This window comes from Gordonia prachuapensis (genome assembly GCF_036350515.1).
Classification (GTDB): Bacteria; Actinomycetota; Actinomycetes; order Mycobacteriales; family Mycobacteriaceae; genus Gordonia; species Gordonia prachuapensis.
This window is the reverse complement of sequence record NZ_JAZDUE010000012.1, coordinates 31,898-49,977: the sequence shown is the minus strand read 5'-3', so window position 1 is coordinate 49,977 and position 18,080 is coordinate 31,898. Positions and strand designations below refer to the sequence as shown.

Here is an 18,080-nt window from a genome sequence, read left to right as displayed (position 1 = left end):
CGCACCGGAGACCTCGATACGACCTCGCCTAGCGGCTCGGTCTACTCGGTCAACGGGGGTGGATGCGGCTCGGAACTACTCGATCAGCGGAAGGGGCGCCCCACGCGCTCCACGGCGCGTTCGATCAGCAAAGGGGGGCCCTCACGCACTCCACGGCGCGATCGGGTTCCCCTGCCAGCGGGTGTGGGCGGGCACGACGTCGCCGCGCATGACCAGCGATGCCGGGCCGACGGTGCTGGATTCCCCGAGACCCGACGCGGGCAGGGCCACGCAATGTGGTCCCAAAGTCGAGCCCGCCTCCAGCGTCACCCGATCGATCGCCATGACACGGTCGTGGAACAGATGTGTCTGGACGACGCACCCGCGTTGCACGGTGGCGCCGTCGCCCAGCGTCACGAGGTCGGCCTCGGGTAGCCAGTAGGTCTCGCACCAGACGCCCCGGCCGATCCGGGCACCGAGCATCCGCAACCAGAGGTTGAGGATCGGTGTTCCGGTGGCGGCGTTGGCGAACCACGGTGCGGCGACGGTCTCGACGAAGGCGTCGGACAGTTCGTTGCGCCACACGAACGAGCTCCACAGCGGATGCTCCGACACATGAATCCGGCCGACGACGATCCACTTCGCTGCGGCCGCGACACAGCAGGCGACGGCGCCGGCCACCAACAGCAGCACGCCGCTCAGCGCGGCGGCGACCCACCAGTGCACGTGCTGGGCGACGTACTGCAGCCCGAGCAGCATGAACAGACCGAGGCCGAACGACACCATCACCGGAATGATCCGCAGCGTCTCGACGATCGCCCTTGCCACCTTCAACTGCGTCGGGGGATCGAAGGTGCGTGCCGTGTCGGTCTCGGCGGCGGTGCGACGTAACCGGACCGGTGGGCTGCCCAGCCAGCTCGACCCCGACTTCGCGCGATCCGGCGTCGCCGACAACACCGCGACCAGACTGTTCTTCGGCACCTTTCGACCGGGCCCGGTCATCCCCGAGTTGCCCAGGAACGACCGTTTGCCCACCTTCGCCTCGTCGATGTGCATCCACCCGCCGCCGAGCTCGTAGGAGGCGACCATGGTGTCGTCGGCGAGGAAGGCGCCGTCGCCGACGATCGTGAACTTCGGCAGCACCAGGGCGGTGGAGATCTCCGTGCCGGCGCCGATCCTGGCGCCGAGGAGTCGGAACCACCACGGCGTCAGCAGGCTCGCGTAGAGCGGGAACAGGTAGGTCCGCGCCGAGTCGAGGAGGCGTTCGGTCATCCACACCTGCCAGCCGACGCGGGATCGGACGGGGTGATAGCCCTTGGTCAGGCCGATCGACAGCAGCCGCACCAGGATCGCGGTGAGGAGGGCGAACACGATCAGGCTGGTGATCGTCGCGGCCGGCAGCAGGGCGAGGCATCGCAGCACGACGCTGCGCAATCGGTCGGCGTGGATCGCCCACGAACCCATCACCGCGAGCCCGGCAGCGAGCGCGATGAGCGGGATGGCGGCCAGCGCTAACGACGACAGGCCGAAGATCGGCACCCACAGCGGACCGCGCGGCGGACGGTGATCGGGCCACGGGTGCGACGCCTTGCCGACCTTCACGGCCGGCGAGCCCGCCCAGTGCTGCCCCGCCTTGACGCGGCCGCGCACCGCCGAACCGGCCGCGACCTCGGCGTCGCGGCCGACCACCGCGCCGGGCAGCAGCGTGGACCGGGCCCCGATCGACGCCCCGCGCTTGATCACGATCTCGCCGATGTGCACGACGTCGCCGTCGATCCACCATCCGGCGATGTCCACCTCGGGTTCCACGGACGCGCCGTCGCCGATCGTGAGGAAGCCGGTCACGGGCGGAATGGTGTGCAGGTCGACGCCGCGGCCGACCGACGCCCCCAGTGCCCGCGCCAGGTAGATCATCCAGGGCGCGCCGGACAGGTTGGCGGCGCCGCTCGCATCGAGCAGCCGCTCGGCGACCCAGAGTCGAATGTGCACGTTTCCGCCGCGCGGATGAGTGCCGGCGGTGACGCCCGCCAGGAGCATCCGTGCGCCGGCGGCCGCGATCACCATGCGGCCGGGTGGGGTGATGAACAGCAGGAACGCGACGAACAACACCCACCAGTTCACGTGCACGAGCCACGGCACATCACGGCCGGCGCGATCGACGACCTCCACCGCGATGTTGTTCACCACGCCGAGCCAGGTCGCCCATTGCAGCCCGGTCAGCGTGGTCAGCGGCACCGTCAGCAGCAGTTGGGCGATCCCGGTGCTCCGCGGGGTCGGCGCGACGTCGCGGGTCTGCACCACGGTCGTCGGGGTCCGCTCGTCGAGCAGTTCGGCGAGCGACCCGAGGCGCGGATGGTCGTACAGGTCGGCGACGGTGATGTCGGGATGGCGCTCGCGCAGGGCGGTGACCAGCTGAGCGGCGGCGAGCGATCCGCCACCTTCGGCGAAGAAGTCGGCTCGCGGACTGTCGACGGTGACGCCGAGGACATCGGTCCAGCGTTGCGCCATCCACGCCTCGGTCTCGGTGAGGTCGTCGGCGTCACCGTCTTTTTTTGCCGAATCCACGCTCCCCGGGAGCGGCCAGGGCAGGGCGTCGCGGTCCACCTTGCCCGATGTCCGGGTCGGCAGTTCCTCGACCAGGGCGAGGCGGGGCACCATCGGCGCGGGAAGTTGTTCGGTGAGTTGTCGGTGCGCGGCGGCGACGTCGAAGTCCGGATGGGGCGACACCAGATAGCCGACCAGCAGGCTGTTACCCGCCGCCGACTTGCGGACCGCGGCGGCCGCGCCACTGACACCCGGAAGTTGTTGCAGTGCGTTGTCGATCTCGCCGAGTTCGATGCGCCGTCCGCCGACCTTGACCTGGTCGTCCGCGCGTCCCTGGAACAGCAGGCCGGCCGGATCGAGCCGCACCAGGTCGCCACTGCGATAGGCGCGTTCCCAGCCGAGGGTGGGCATCGGGGCGTACTTCTCGGCGTCCTTGGCCGGGTCGAGATAGCGCGCCAAGCCGACGCCACCGATGACGAGTTCGCCGACCTCGCCCTCGGCCACCGGCCGGCCGTCCGCGCCGACGACGGCGAGATCCCAACCCGGCAACGGCAACCCGATCCGAACCGGGCCGACGCCGTCGAGAGGCGCGGCGCAGGCCACCACCGTCGCCTCGGTGGGCCCATAGGTGTTCCACACCTCCCGACCGTCGACGGCCAGTCGTTCGGCGAGTTCCGGTGGGCACGCCTCGCCGCCGAAGATCAGCAGCCGCACTGCCTCCAAGGCTTCCGGCGGCCACAGGGAGGCGAGGGTGGGCACGGTCGACACGACGGTGATGTCGCGCTGCACCAGCCACGGGCCGAGATCCATGCCGCTGCGGACCAAAGACCGGGGCGCGGGCACCAGGCAGGCGCCGTGCCGCCACGCCAGCCACATCTCCTCACACGAGGCGTCGAACGCGACCGACAGCCCGGCCAGGACCCGGTCGTCGGGCCCGAGCGGGTCGTCGAGCAGGAACATCCGGGCTTCCGCGTCGACGAACGCGGCCGCGTTGCGATGGGTGACCGCCACTCCCTTGGGTGTGCCCGTGGAGCCCGACGTGAAGATGATCCACGCGTCGTCGTCGACGGTCGGTCTTCCGGCGGGGCCGGGTTCGCGGCCGGGCGTCACGTGAACTCCGTCGGCGTCGACGACGGCGTCCACGCCGGCCTCCCCGAACACCAACTCGGCGCGTTCGTCCGGGTCGTCGGCGTCGACGGGCACATAGGCCGCACCTGCGTACAGGGTGGACAGGATCGCCACGTACAGCTCGCGACTACCCGACGGCATCCGGATGCCGACACGCCCGCCACGGCCGATGCCGTGGTCGCCGAGGAACTCCGCCCCGCGCCGCACCAGCGCCAGCAATTCGGTGTAGGTGAGGGTCAGGTCACCGTCGTCGATCGCGGGTTCGTGGGGGTGCGTGCGAGCCGTCTCGTCGAGAACGTCGCACAGCGTGCGCGGTGCGCTGGCCTGCGTCGACAACAGGAATTGGGTCGGAATGACCACGTGTCACCACCATCGTTTCAGCGCGGAGCGGCAAATATAGCCGACGGGTCTCCGTAGTGTCTGTGACGTAGGTGAACACCTCGTGGCGTCGATCCGGGTGCGCACAGTCGGCGTGGCCGTGCGGGAAACCCGGAGCGAAACCGAGAACGTCGCGCCCGACCCGTGTAGTTTTCGCACTGACGTATCTCAGCATGCGACTGCCGTGCCGGCTGTGCAGGCCTCGGCTCGTGTGCCGCCGATCGCCGGACGACGAGGATTGAGCAATGTCGATCGTGCACCACCGGACACCGAGTCTCCTGTCCTATCCCATGTGGGTCGGTAGCCGCACCATGCTGCGGCCCACGTTGTCGCTGTGGCCGCTGAACACGCCCGGCATGGCCGGTCTGTTCCTGATCGACCGGGTCCTCGCCGTCGGCCCGAAGCCGGCCGGTGTGGTCCGCGAACGGATGACCCTGGCAGGACGTCCGGTCGAGCTCATCATGCCCGTCGGCCCGTCGCGCCGCGATTCGGAAACGGCCGTCCTGTACCTGCACGGCGGGGCGTTTGTGGTGTGCGGTCTCGGTTCCCATCGGTCGATCGCGAGCCGTATCTCGCGGGCGTGCGAGCTGCCCGTGTTCTCACTGGAGTATCGACAGTTGCCGTCCGCCGGCGTGGGGACCTCGGTTGCCGATGCGGTGGCCGCCTATCGCGAGCTCGTCGGCGAGCGCGGGTACCGCCGGGTCATCGTCGCGGGCGATTCCGCGGGTGGGTTCCTGGCGGGCAAGGTCGTCGAGGCCGCGCGCGACGAGGGCCTGCCCCCGCCGGCGGCGATGGTCGGCATCTCTCCGCTGTTGGATCTGGACGTCGGTACCAATCCGGATCGGTCGAGCCGTTCGGACGCCTACATCCCGCAGAGCAAGATGGCCGAGCTCGCGGCACTGTTCGGTCGGGGGCCCGTCGTGTTCAACGGCGTCCGACGGATCGCCGACGTCGTCGACGCAGACTTCCCGCCCACGGTCATCGTCGCCGCAGAGGGGGAGATGCTCGAGGCGGACGTGATCGACCTCGTGGAGAGGCTCACCGACGCGGGTGTCGACGCGGTCGCGCACAGCTACGCTTGGCAGGTGCACGCGTTCCCGGTGCTCACCACACGGCATCCGGAGAGTTTGCACGCCATCGACGCGATCGCCTCGTTCGTCGGCGACGCCATCCGAAAGGCCAAGAACGCTGAGGACCGGAAGGACCAACGGGCCGGCTGAGCCCGACGCGGTGACATCTGACGCGGGCACCGCTGGTGCCGCGGCGACCCCGTCGACGGTGCCCGGGGCCGTCGACGCCCGGTTCACCCTTGCTGCGGAACGAACGGTGCTCGCCTGGGTTCGCACGTCCCTCGGGTTCATGGCGGCCGGCGTGGCGATCGTCTATGTCGCCGCCGACATCGAGCACCCGATCCTGGAGACCGCCCTCGGACTGATGATGGTGGCGCTCGGCTGCGTCATCGCACTGCTCGGCGCCTGGCGGTGGCGCAAGACGATGCGCGCGCTCCGCGAGGGCGGCGAGATGCCGGGGCCCTCGCACGTCACGTTTCTGGTCATTGGGATAGTGATCGCGGCCGTCGCGATCGCGGTGGTCATGGTGGTCCAGACCTGAGATTGAGAGCTGTTCGATGATCAACAACGACTTCGCCCGTGGAGCCCAGAACGTGTCCCGGGGGATGACCATCGCCGGTTCCCTGATCCTGATGGTCTGTGTCGGGGTTCTCACGGTGGGCTGGTGGCGCGACGGCCGGTGGTTCTGGGTGGCGATCGGGATCGCCGTCGTCGTGGTGAACATCGTGCTGGTCGTGCTGCAGTTCCGTCGGCGCACGCCGCCGGACCCGAAGCCCGAGTCCGACGACCCCACCGAATGACATGACCCCTGCGCGGGAACAGTTCGCATCCGCCCGGATCGCGCGTCTCGCCACGGTCGGCGCAGGCGGAGTCCCGCACCTGGTTCCAGTGGTGTTCACGGTCGCCGACGACACGATCTACATGTGCGTCGATCACAAGCCCAAGCGCACCCGACAGCTTCGACGACTCGCCAACATCACCGCCAATCCCGCTGTGAGCATGCTCGCCGACCACTACGCCGAGGACTGGACCGCGTTGTGGTGGGTACGTGTCGACGGACATGCGGAGATCGTCGACGCGGACTCCGAGGTCGGCGCCGAGGCCATCGACCTCCTGGCCGCCAAGTACCACCAGTATCGCGCGAACCGCCCGGACGGACAGGTCATCGTCGTGCGGGCATTGCGCTGGAGCTCGTGGTCCGCATCGTCGTGAGGATTCTGTGGGCGCATAACCGAGTTCTATTGATGCAAATCCGGGTTCTGTCGGCGAGATTCCGGGTTCTGTCGGCGGACGGGCGAGCAGGCGTCAGGCGGTGAGTTCGCGGCAGGCGAGCTCCTGGCGTGCCTCGTCGGCGAACTGCGTGCGATACAGCTCGGCGTAGCGGCCGTTGCGGGCCAACAGGGTGGCGTGGTCGCCGCGTTCGACGATGCGGCCCTGCTCGAGGACCGCGATCTCGTCGGCCGCCCGGATCGTCGAGAGCCGGTGCGCGATGACGATCGACGTCCGGCCCTCCAGCGCTTCCGACAACGCCTCCTGCACAGCGGCTTCCGACGTCGAGTCCAGGTGCGCGGTCGCCTCGTCGAGGATCACCAGCGACGGCTGCGCCAGCAGGATACGTGCGATGGTCAGCCGTTGGCGCTCACCTCCGGAGAGCCGGTATCCGCGCTCCCCGACGACCGTGTCGAGCCCATCGGGCAGGGACGCCACCAGCTCGTCGAGACGGGCGCGACGCAACGCGTCCCAGATCTGTTCTTCGCGCACGGTCGGGTCGGCGAGCGCCAGGTTGGCCCGCACGGTGTCGTGGAACAGGTGCCCGTCCTGCGTGACCAGACCGACCGCTCGATGCACCGACGCGCTCTGCAGGTCGCGGACATCGACCCCGTTGAGCAACACCGACCCCGAGTCGACGTCGTAAAGGCGGGTCGCGAGGTTCGCGATCGTCGACTTGCCGGCTCCCGACGACCCGACGAGAGCCGTCATGCTTCCCGCCGGCACGTCCAGGTCGATGTTGTGCAGCACCGTCGAGCCGCCCCTGTTGTCGAGTTGGGCGACCTCTTCCAGTGACGCCAGGGAGACCTTGTCGGCCGACGGATAGGCGAACGACACGTCGTCGAACCGCACCGACACCGGTCCGCGGGGAACCGGCCGCGCGTCGGGCTTGTCGGCGATCAGCGGTTCGAGATCGAGCACTTCGAACACCCGCTCGAAACTCACCAGCGCGCTCATGATCTCCACCCGGGCGTTGGCCAGGGCGGTCAGCGGCGCGTACATCCGGGTCAACAGCAATGCCAGCGAGACCACCGCTCCCGCGGAGAGGTGCCCGGCGACCGCGAGCCACCCGCCCAGCCCGTACACCAACGCCAGCGCGAGCGCGGACACCAGCGTCAGCGCCGTCATGAAGTACGCCTGCAGCATCGCGCGGCGAACCCCGATGTCGCGCACCCGATCCGCTCGGTCGGAGAACTCGGTGGATTCCCGGTCGGGGCGGCCGAAGAGTTTGACCAGGGTCGCGCCGGGCGCCGAGAACCGCTCGGTCATCTGCGTGGACATCCGCGCGTTGTACTCGGCTGCCTCGCGCGACAACGCCGCCATCCGCCGCCCCATGCGACGTGCCGGGACGACGAACACCGGCAACAAAACCAGCGCGAGCAGGGTGACCTGCCAGCTGATCGCCAGCATCACACCGAGGGTCAGCAGGAGGGTGACCGCATTCGACACCACCCCCGACAACGTGTCGCTGAAGGCGCGCTGCGCGCCGATCACGTCGTTGTTGAGCCGGCTGACGAGCGCGCCGGTGCGGGTACGCGTGAAGAACGCGACCGGCATCTTCTGGACGTGGTCGAACACCGAGCGACGCAGATCGAGGATCAGCCTCTCGCCGATGTTCGAGGAGAACCACCGGGTCGCGACGCCCGCCGCCGCCTCGACCACCGCGATGGCCGCGATCAGCAGGGCCAACCCCGCGATCGCATCACTGGCACCGCCTTCGGTGATCAGGTTGACCACCCGCCCCGCCAACAGCGGCGTGACCACGGTCAACAACGCCGTGAGCACGGACAGCACGAGGAAGATCGCGATCCGACGACGATGCGGACGCGCGAAACCGCCGATCCGACGCAGCGTCGCACGGCGCTCACCCTTGAGCGCCCGCGCCTGCGGCGCATTCATCGACTTGTACATCGTGTCCCAGCCGACCGATTCCATACTCATGCCGACCACAGTAGAACTTAAAGTCCACTTGAGGTACACTGGCCGAGGTCCGCTGGCGGATGAACGCGCCGACGACCGGCTGAGTACGTTGGAGTCAGAGTGTTCGTCCGGCCGCGGCCGACAAGGAACGAGGTAGCAGCGTGGCAGCAGAACTCAAACTCGGACTCAAGGCGTCGGCGGAGCAGTTCGATCCGCGCGAGCTGGTGGAGATCGCCGTGGCGGCTGAAGAGCACGGTCTGGACTCGGTGACGGTCAGCGACCACTTCCAGCCGTGGCGTCACAACGGCGGACATGCGCCGTTCTCACTGGCATGGATGGCCGCGGTGGGCGAACGCACCGAGCGCGTGATGATCGGCACCTCGGTGATGACGCCGACCTTCCGCTACAACCCCGCCGTGATCGCGCAGGCGTTCGCGTCCATGGGCTGTATGTATCCGGGCCGGATCATGCTCGGTGTGGGCACCGGCGAGGCGCTCAACGAGTACGCGACCGGCTTCCAAGGGGAGTGGCCGGAGTTCAAGGAACGCTTCGCCCGGTTGCGTGAATCGATCCGGTTGATGCGTGAGCTGTGGACCGGCGAGGAAGTGAACTTCGACGGCGAGTACTACAAGACCCAGGGCGCCTACATGTACGACGTCCCCGAGCAGCCCATCCCGGTCTATGTCGCCGCAGGTGGCCCGGTGGTCGCGCGGTATGCGGGGCGCGCCGGGGACGGGTTCATCTGCACCTCGGGCAAGGGCGCCGAGCTCTATCAGGAGAAGCTGATCCCGGCCGTCAAAGAAGGTGCGGAGAAGGCCGAGCGTGACTTCGAGACCATCGACCGGATGATCGAGATCAAGATCTCCTACGACCCGGATCCGGATCTGGCGCTCGAGAACACCCGATTCTGGGCCCCGCTGTCGCTGACCGCCGAGCAGAAGCACAGCGTGAACAGCTCGACCGAGATGGAACGTCTCGCCGACGAGTTGCCGATCGAGCAGGTGGCCAAGCGGTGGATCGTCGCCTCCGATCCCGACGAGGCGGTCGAGAAGGTGAAGTTCTACACCGATGCCGGGCTCAACCACCTGGTGTTCCATGCACCCGGCCACGACCAGCGCCGCTTCCTGGACAACTTCGAGAAGGACCTCGCGCCGCGCCTGCGCAAGCTGTCGGTGTAGTACTCAGTCGATGACCGCGAGCATCACCGCTCGCGGTCATCGACTGGATAATCCGGTTCGGCCCGCGCAGCGGTGATCCGTACGGTCACCACGACCGGCCCGGCGACCGGTCCGGTCGATGGTGTGCGTCCGATACTTTGTTCCCATGGAGCGCGATCGCATGGTGGACGTCGGGGTGGCGTTGGTGTCGCGGTTCGGCGCCAAGGGCCTCAGCCTGACGTCGGTCGCACGCCAGGCCGGCGTCGCACGGGCCACCGCCTATCGGATGTTCGGCGGTAAGGACGCGCTCATCGCGGCCATCGTCGAACGCGAGGTGGTGACCTTGCGGGCCAAGCTCCGCGAATGGGCCGAGAACGAGTCCGACGCCGCCGCCAAGGTGCGTGTCCAAGTGCTCAATGTGCTGCCGTACATTCGCGAACACGAAGCGCTGCAGTACATCCTGCGCAACGAACCCGAAGAGGTCGTGCGGGCGTTGGTCGCCACCAAGGGTGCGTCGGGGCCGACGTTGATCCACCAGATCGTCGACCAGACGTTGCCCGACCTCGAGCCCGACATCGCCGAGCAGCTGAACCCCGACCCCCGGGGAGCCGCCGAGTTCCTGGTACGCACCATCTACTCGCTGATGCTGATCCCGGACAGTGCCCTGTCCGACGACGACATCGCCGATCTGGTGGTCCGCGCCATCGTGAAGTGATTTCGCTGCCGTGAGGTAACTCGCCCACCGGCGCGCGTGAGCGCACCGACGTGACAGTTACGCTGAATGTGTAACGCTCACGAGGAGGTGGGGTCGATGGCCGACGAGACGACCGATCACGACGACGAGACCGCATTGCCCGTCGTCCGAATGCGACGGCCACGATGGGGCGACCCCGGCGCCCCCGCGGAACTGCCGGCCGCAGCTGCGGCGCTGGTGGGCGCGGGCGTCGGCGCCACCGACGTCGTCGACCCGGACGACGTCGCACTCCCCGCGCCGGCGGTGCCCGACGCGGCGCGCGCCGCACTGACCGACCTGCTCGGTTCCGGTCATGTCACCGACGACCGCCGCGAACGCATCGACCACACCCGCGGCTACTCGACTCCCGACATCCTGGCCCTGCGGCATGGCGACGGATCGGATGCGCCCGATCTCGTCGTCACCCCCGGCTCCCACGACGACGTGCTGGGGATACTCACGATCTGCGCCGAGCACCGCGTGGCGGTGGTTCCGTTCACCGGGGGCACATCGGTGGTCGGCGGCCTGGCTCCGCAGCGCGACGGCTTCTCCGGCGTGGTGTCGGTGGACATGGGCCGCCTCGACCGGCTGGTCGCCGTCGACGAGATCTCCCGGACCGCGACCCTGCAGGCCGGACTGCGCGGGGTGCGCGCCGAAGAACTGTTGCGCGCCAAGGGGTACACCCTCGGACACTTTCCGCAGTCCTATGAGGGAGCGGGCATCGGCGGCTACGCGGCGACGCGCTCGGCCGGACAGTCGTCGGCGGGATACGGACGGTTCGACGAAATGGTCGAACACATCGTCCTCGCCACGCCGCGCGGCACCGTGGAGGTCGGCACCGCCCCCCGGTCGGCGGCCGGGCCGGACCTTCGTCAGCTGCTTCTCGGCTCCGAGGGGGTGTTCGGGATCATCACCGAGGTGACCGTCCGCGTCCGGCCCGCCCCGACGCACCGCATCTTCGAGGGCTGGCGGTTCGACGACTTCGACTCCGGCGCGGCAGCCCTGCGCGCACTGGCCCAGGACGGACCGATGCCCACGGTGCTCCGTCTGTCCGACGAGGTGGAGACCTCGATCAACCTCGCCGACCCGGGTGAACTCGGCGTCGACGCCGGCGGATGTCTGGTCGTCGTCGGCTACGAAGGCCGCGACGACGAGGTGCAACGACGACGTGCCGCCGTCACCGACGCGCTGCGTGCCGCCGGCGGCGTCTCCGCCGGGACGGAGCCGGGGGAGGCGTGGCGGACGGGCCGGTTCCGGGCACCCTACCTGCGCGATCCGCTACTCGACGCCGGCGTGCTGGTCGAGACGCTCGAGACCGTGACCTTCTGGTCGCGGCTGAATGACGTGAAGGCCGCGGTCACCGCAGCCCTGACCGACGCCCTCACCGACCAGGGCACCCCGCCGCTGGTGATGTGCCACATCAGTCACGTGTACGCCTCGGGCGCGTCCCTCTACTTCACCGTCGTGTGCCCACAGGCCGACGACCCGATCGCGCAGTGGTCGGCCGCAAAATCCGCCGCCAACACCGCGATCCGGCAGGCGGGAGCGAGCATCACCCATCACCACGGGGTCGGCCGCGACCACCGCGACGGGTACCACGACGAGATCGGGAACCTCGCGCTCGACGCCTTGCGTGCGGTCAAACACACCCTCGATCCGGAAGGTGTGTGCAACCCGGGCGTCCTGATCTGAGGTCGATGACGACGCTGCGAGCCCACCGGGACGGTGAACGGGGCGTGAATCAGCGCGCTGTCGCCGCCCGATCGCCGATAGGCTGAACCCCATGGGTGCAGACACCGTCACGTCGCGCAGCATCTACCTGGCCTCCGCCGAGGGGGACACCGGCAAGTCGACCATCGCGCTCGGGCTGCTGGCGTTGCTGTCCGCTCGGGGTGGCCGTGTCGGCGTCTTCCGGCCCATCTCGCGGGCCACGTCCGGTGAACGCGACTACATCCTCGATCTCCTCATGGACCGCGACTCCATCGATCTGCCCTACGAGGACCGCATCGGCGTCACCTACGACCAGGTCCACGCCGATCCGGAGGCGGCCATCGGCGACATCGTCGCACGATTTCATGCCGTCGAGGCACGCTGCGACACCGTCCTGATCGTCGGCTCCGACTACACCGACGTCGGGAACCCATCCGAACTCAGTTACAACGCCCGCATCGCGGCGAACCTGTCTGCGCCGATCATCCTGGCGATCAAGGCGTCCGAGCGCAGTGCGGTCGACATGGCCGGTATCGCCGAGTTGCTGCTGACCGAGATCGCGGCCGCTCACGCCACCACCGCGGCGATCATCGTCAACCGTTGTGCGCCCGAACTTCTCACGGTCACCCGACAGGAGGTCGAGAAATCCGGGGTGCCCACCTGGTGCCTGCCGGAGGAGCCGGTGCTGTTCGCGCCCACCATGGCCGAACTCAAGGATGCGCTCGGCGCGAACATGTACAGCGGCGACGAGGTCCTGCTCGACCGGGAGGCCCTCAACGTGATGGCCGGCGGCATGACCGTCGAGCACATCCTGGAGCGACTCACCGACGGAACCGTCGTCATCACGCCCGCCGACCGCTCCGACGTTCTCCTCGCGCTCGTCAATGCCAATACCGCACACGGGTTTCCGCGCCTGTCCGGGATCATCCTCAACGGTGGTCTGCGGCCGCACCCGATGATCGAGGCGCTCGTGAAGGGTCTCAAGCCCACCTTGCCGATCATCTCCTGCGGCCAGGGAACCTACGAGACGGCCCGCACGGCCGCACACACCCGTGGCCGGTTGGGTCGTGACTCCGTCCGAAAGATCGACGCGGCACTCGGGCTGATGGAGCGCCACATCGATCCGGAGGCCGTCCTCAAGGTGCTCGATGTTCGTGCCCCGTCGGTGGTCACCCCGCAGATGTTCGAGTACGGGCTGATCGCGCGGGCGCGGTCGGAGCCCCAGCACGTGGTGCTCCCCGAGGGCGACGAGGATCGCATCCTCCGCGCGGCAGGCCAACTCCTCCGTCGGGGCGTCGCGCGCCTCACGCTGCTGGGTCCGCAGGACAAGATCTACACGCGCGCACAGGAACTCGGCGTCGATCTCGATGGCGTCGACGTCATCGACCCGGCGTCGTCGGAACTGCTCGACGACTTCGCCGCGCAATACACCGAGCTCCGCAAGCATCGCGGAATGGACATCGAACGTGCCGCCGAGCTGATGCACGACGTGTCGTACTTCGGAACCATGATGGTGCACACCGGAATTGCCGACGGCATGGTGTCCGGTGCGGTGCACACCACCGCCCACACGATCCGCCCGGCGTTCGAGATCATCAAGACCAAGCCCGGCGTCAGCACGGTGTCGAGCGTTTTCTTCATGTGCCTCGCCGACAAGGTGCTGGCCTACGGCGACTGCGCCGTCGTCCCCGATCCGTCCGACGAGCAACTCGCCGACATCGCGATATCGTCGGCGCAGACGGCATCGCAGTTCGGCATCGATCCACGGGTCGCGATGCTGTCGTACTCGACCGGTCAGTCGGGATCGGGCGCCGACGTCGACAAAGTCAGAGTGGCAACGGATCTCGTTCGCGAACGCGAGCCCGAACTCCTGGTGGAAGGTCCGATCCAGTACGACGCCGCCGTCGAACCCAGCGTGGCGGCCACCAAGATGCCGGATTCGCCGGTGGCGGGACAGGCCACGGTTCTCGTCTTCCCCGACCTGAACACCGGCAACAACACGTACAAGGCGGTGCAGCGCAGCGCCAATGCGGTGGCCATCGGCCCGGTGTTGCAGGGGCTGAACAAGCCGATCAACGATCTGTCCCGTGGTGCGCTCGTCTCCGACATCGTGAACACCGTCGCCATCACCGCCATCCAGGCCCAGGCCGAGGCGGCGGCGACGAACAAGACGGCAGCGAAGGCCGACGCATGAGCGGGGGCACCGCCGGGGCGGTCCTGGTCCTCAACGCGGGGTCGTCGTCGCTGAAATATCAGCTGCTGCATCCGGACACGCACGAAGTGCTGGCCGACGGGATCGCCGAGCGGATCGGCGACCACGGCTCGTCCATCACACACGAGCAGGACGGTGAGTCCGAGACCGACGACGTGGAACTGCCCGACCATCATGCGGCCATCGAACGCGCGATGCGGTTCTTCGCCGACCACGGCACCGACCTGCGCAGCGCCGATCTCCGCGCGGTAGGGCACCGGGTGGTGCACGGCGGACGGACGTTCTATCGGCCGACCGTGATCGACCAGGAGGTGATCTCCGAGATCAAACGGATCTCCAGCCTTGCCCCGCTGCACAACCCGGCCAACCTGATCGGCATCGAGGCGGCCCGGTCACTGCTGCCGGACGTGCCGTCGGTCGCCGTGTTCGACACCGCGTTCTTCCACGGGCTTCCCGACGCGGCCGCGACCTATGCCATCGACCGTGGGGTCGCGAGTATGCATGCGATCCGGCGCTACGGATTCCACGGCACCAGTCACGAGTACGTCTCGGGTAAGGTCGCCGAGTTCCTCGGCCGGCCCGCCGAGGAGATCAACCAGATCGTCCTGCATCTCGGCAACGGTGCGTCCGCGTCTGCGATCGCCGGTGGCCGGCCGATCGACACGTCGATGGGTATGACCCCGCTCGAGGGGCTGGTGATGGGCACACGCAGCGGCGACGTCGACCCCGGCCTCGTCCTCCACCTCAATCGGGTCGCGAAGCTGCGGGTCGACCAGATCGACACCCTGCTCAACAAGCAGTCCGGCCTCAAAGGCCTGTGCGGCGAGAACGATTTCCGCACGATCACACAGAAGATGGACGACGGGGACGACGCCGCACGGGGCGCCTACGACGTCTACATCCACCGGCTGCGCCACTACATCGGGGCGTACATGATCGCGCTGGGGCGGGTGGATGCGATCACGTTCACCGCCGGGGTCGGGGAGAACGCGACCAGCGTCCGCGCCGACGCGCTCGCGGGCCTGGAGCGCTACGGCATCGCCGTGGATTCGGAGCGAAATGCTTTGCGCAGCAAAGAACCCCGCCGAATCTCCGCCGACGACACCGACGTCGCGGTGCTGGTGGTGCCGACCAACGAGGAACTCGCCATCGCACGGCAGGCCGCCGCAATCGCCCCCTGAGGCGCGCTATTCCCGGTCCCTGAGGAGCGAGCTTGCGAGCGTTCGTTTTTCGTTCCCTGAGGAGCGAGCTTGCGAGCGTCTCGAAGGGGCCCTTCGTGACACTCGGCTGGCGCCTCGTTCCTCAGGGGGCGGGTGGCTTGCTTGCGAGCGTTCGTTTTTCGTTCCCTGAGGAGCGAGCTTGCGAGCGTCTCGAAGGGTCGTGACACTCGGCTGGCGCCTCGTTCCTCAGGTCCGGCCGAGGCGCAGTCAGAAGATCGTATCGGGTCGAACGTAATTCGCGAGGTCGACGAGCATGAAGCGGTGATCACGATTGGACCGGGTCTGTCGGGCGAGGGCGCGTAGGCAGCGTTCGGTGCCGGCGCGCAGCCCCTGCTCGGTGAACGGGTAGCCGAGAAGCGTCGTCGGCTGCAGCGACGGATCGGTGTCCGGGTTCTCGTGCACCCACCCGAGCGCGGTGCCCAAGACGATGAGCAGCAGCCGCTGTTTGCGCGGCTCACCTTCGGGCATCATGCCGACCCGCCGCGCCGCCTCGACGACCTGATCGCGGGTGACGTCGGCGATCGGGCGCCCGTGGACGAGGGCGAGGACCGCGGTGGCGCGTGCGGTGTTGAAGTGCCGGCTGGTCGGCGGTACCTCGTCGAGCGGGTCGATCGCCGCCGTCACGTCGCCGGCGGCCACCGACAGCCGGGCCAATCCGAATGCGGCGGTGACGATCCCGTGATCGGTCAGCCACAGATCGTGATAATGGTGGGCTGCAACGTCGAACAGCTCCGCGATGCGCGAGTCGTGGCGCTCCGAGGGCGGCGACTCATCCGACAGCCAGCGGCCGATGAGCTCGGCGGTACCGGCCACGGCCAGCTTCGGCGCGACCTCACCGGGCATGGCCTGCAGCACATCGCTGAATCGTTCGTATGCCAGTTCCGGTTCGTCGTTCATCAGCGCGCAGATCGCCAGATACCACTGCACCCGCCACGAGTCGCCGTGATGGGCGGAGACGTCACGCAGCAGTGCCAGCGCGGTGTCCACGTCGTCGAGCTCGAGGTGGGCGCGCACCTCGGCCAGGTCGATCTCCAGCGACGGGTGCTTGCGTTTGCTGGCCCTCCCCAACAGCGAGGAGAAGCCGTCGGCCCGCGCGGCATGAATGGAGTCGAGGGTTTGCCGTGGGTCGGAGAACGCGGCAGAGGTCAGCATGCCCGCGGCGGGATCGGCCGGATTCACCAGCGGCAGTGGGAGGGCGCGGGCGATGTCGACCGGGTCGTAGAACGCCGCCTGCTCGGGATCGAAGAAGCCGTCGACCGGTGCCAGCAACAGGTCGGTCCCGAACGTCGACCGCTGCGGGGTGAACACCGTCGACAGCGAGGGGCGCGGCACTCCCGTGTGCACCGCGACGATCTCGCGCAGCACATTGAGGACCTGCGTGGTCATCTCGTCGGTGGTGGCGAATCGATCGGCCGGGTCCTGGGCGGTAGCACGTTGCAGCAGAAGATAATACGACGGATTGTCGCGGAAGACCGGGGTGTCCTCGGGACTCGGCAGTCCGTCGAGATACCGGCCGTTGCGCTTCGGCATGTCCACCGTCAGTGCGGCGAGGGTCCGGCCGATGCTGTAGATGTCGGTGACCACCTGCGGCCCCGTCTTGACGATCTCCGGCGCCTGGAACCCGGGCGTGCCGTACAGGTGGCCGTACCCGTTGATCGCCGACACCGCACCGAGATCGATCAACTTCACCTCGTCACTACCCACCATGATGTTCTCGGGTTTGACGTCGTTGTAGACCAGGCCGACGGAGTGCAGGTAGCCGACCGCCGGGAGCACCTCGAGCATGTAGGCCATGGCGTGCTCGACCGGCAGCAGACCGGTGCCGCCCTCGTCTTCCGAGGTGATCTGCTTGAGGGTCTGGCCGCCGATGTACTCCATCACGATGTAACCGAAACGGTCGTCGTACTCGTTGGCGTGCTCGACGAAGTTGTAGATCTTGACGATGCCGGGATGATTCACCGACGCCAGGAACTGCCGCTCGGCGACCGCGACGGCCTGGGCCTCGGAGTCCGAGGAGTTCAGCAGGCCCTTGAGGACGACCGGCCGATCGGACACGTTGCGGTCGATCGCGAGATAGATCCACCCCAGCCCGCCGTGGGCGATGGCGCCGGTGATCTCGTACTGGTCGGCGACCACCGTGCCCTGCGCGAGTCCGGGGACGAAGGAGTAGTGCGCCCCACAGTGCGGACACTCGCCGGTGAGATCGCCCTCACCGGGTCCGGAGCTGCGCCCCACCGCTTTTCCGCACTTCCAACAGCTGCGCTTGCCCTCGGCGATGACCGGTTCGCTCAGGACCGCATCCGCCGGTTCGATGTCGATGATCTTCGGCAGCTCGACGAGTCCGCTGCCCAGCCGGCGATCGTGCACCATCGATCGGTTGCGGGGAACAAGGCGGCGTCCGGAGCCGAGTGCGGAGATCACATCGGTCGGGATCGTCGACCCGGCACGGTTCGCGACGCGATCGGTGGGTTCGTCACCCTCGTACGCGTCGTCGTCCGCCGCAGGGCCCGGCGTGTACTGCGTGCCGACGTCGAGGTCGGCCAGATCCGCCTTCTGCGTGCCGATGTCGAGGTCGTCGGCCGACGCGGCCTGGGTCCCGACGTCGAGTTCGTCTGCGGACACGGCCTGCGTGCCCACGTCCGGGTCGTCTGCCGAGGCGGCCTGCGTACCCACGTCGACACCGCCGGTGTCCGGTGCGGACTCCGGTGCGTCAGTGGGCTGTTCGTGCTCGCTCATATCGTCTCGGCCGTCGTCACTCGA

At 68.4% G+C, this 18,080-nt stretch carries 12 protein-coding genes; 9 read left to right on the top strand and 3 right to left on the bottom strand.

Annotated features, from left to right (window positions below):
* Positions 1-141: 141 nt before the first annotated feature.
* Positions 142-4,011 (bottom strand): Pls/PosA family non-ribosomal peptide synthetase, encoded by a 3,870-nt coding sequence (locus V1Y59_RS15030; RefSeq protein ID WP_330505772.1) that lies wholly within the window; start codon positions 4,009-4,011, stop codon positions 142-144.
* A gap of 263 nt (positions 4,012-4,274) precedes the next feature.
* On the opposite strand from V1Y59_RS15030, the gene V1Y59_RS15025 reads away from it, so the two are divergent.
* The 4 genes from V1Y59_RS15025 to V1Y59_RS15010 are packed head-to-tail and all read left to right on the top strand — an operon-like array spanning position 4,275 to position 6,311.
* Entirely contained in the window at positions 4,275-5,249 is a 975-nt protein-coding gene (locus V1Y59_RS15025; RefSeq protein WP_330505771.1) for an alpha/beta hydrolase, read from the top strand.
* A gap of 10 nt (positions 5,250-5,259) precedes the next feature.
* The gene (locus V1Y59_RS15020; RefSeq protein WP_330505770.1) at positions 5,260-5,640 is read left to right on the top strand and encodes a YidH family protein; all 381 of its coding nucleotides are present in this window, start codon (positions 5,260-5,262) and stop codon (positions 5,638-5,640) included.
* A gap of 16 nt (positions 5,641-5,656) precedes the next feature.
* On the top strand, positions 5,657-5,899 hold the full coding sequence (locus tag V1Y59_RS15015) for a hypothetical protein (protein WP_330505769.1): 243 nt from the start codon (positions 5,657-5,659) through the stop codon (positions 5,897-5,899).
* A 1-nt stretch (position 5,900) separates the two neighbouring features.
* Positions 5,901-6,311 (top strand): TIGR03668 family PPOX class F420-dependent oxidoreductase, encoded by a 411-nt coding sequence (locus V1Y59_RS15010; RefSeq protein ID WP_330505768.1) that lies wholly within the window; start codon positions 5,901-5,903, stop codon positions 6,309-6,311.
* Between the two features lie 93 nt (positions 6,312-6,404).
* On the opposite strand, the gene V1Y59_RS15005 is transcribed toward V1Y59_RS15010, so the two are convergent.
* Complete coding sequence (locus V1Y59_RS15005; protein WP_330505767.1) at positions 6,405-8,309, bottom strand: ABC transporter ATP-binding protein; 1,905 nt, start codon at positions 8,307-8,309, stop codon at positions 6,405-6,407.
* 140 nt (positions 8,310-8,449) lie between these two features.
* Between V1Y59_RS15005 and fgd the strand changes: the two genes are divergently transcribed.
* The 5 genes from fgd to V1Y59_RS14980 all read left to right on the top strand — a co-directional run bounded on the left by fgd (position 8,450) and on the right by V1Y59_RS14980 (position 15,281).
* Positions 8,450-9,466, top strand: coding sequence for a glucose-6-phosphate dehydrogenase (coenzyme-F420) (fgd, locus tag V1Y59_RS15000; protein WP_330505766.1), 1,017 nt, complete (start codon positions 8,450-8,452; stop codon positions 9,464-9,466).
* A 145-nt stretch (positions 9,467-9,611) separates the two neighbouring features.
* On the top strand, positions 9,612-10,160 hold the full coding sequence (locus V1Y59_RS14995) for a TetR/AcrR family transcriptional regulator (RefSeq protein WP_330505765.1): 549 nt from the start codon (positions 9,612-9,614) through the stop codon (positions 10,158-10,160).
* A 96-nt stretch (positions 10,161-10,256) separates the two neighbouring features.
* Positions 10,257-11,870, top strand: coding sequence for an FAD-binding oxidoreductase (locus V1Y59_RS14990; RefSeq protein ID WP_330505764.1), 1,614 nt, complete (start codon positions 10,257-10,259; stop codon positions 11,868-11,870).
* Between the two features lie 91 nt (positions 11,871-11,961).
* A complete protein-coding gene (pta, locus tag V1Y59_RS14985; protein WP_330505763.1) occupies positions 11,962-14,082 on the top strand; it encodes a phosphate acetyltransferase in 2,121 nt (706 codons plus the stop codon).
* Entirely contained in the window at positions 14,079-15,281 is a 1,203-nt protein-coding gene (locus V1Y59_RS14980) for an acetate kinase (RefSeq protein ID WP_330505762.1), read from the top strand. The genes pta and V1Y59_RS14980 overlap by 4 nt, the downstream gene beginning before the upstream one ends.
* Positions 15,282-15,527: 246 nt before the next feature.
* On the opposite strand, the gene V1Y59_RS14975 is transcribed toward V1Y59_RS14980, so the two are convergent.
* Positions 15,528-18,056, bottom strand: coding sequence for a serine/threonine-protein kinase (locus V1Y59_RS14975; protein ID WP_330505761.1), 2,529 nt, complete (start codon positions 18,054-18,056; stop codon positions 15,528-15,530).
* Positions 18,057-18,080 lie beyond the last annotated feature (24 nt).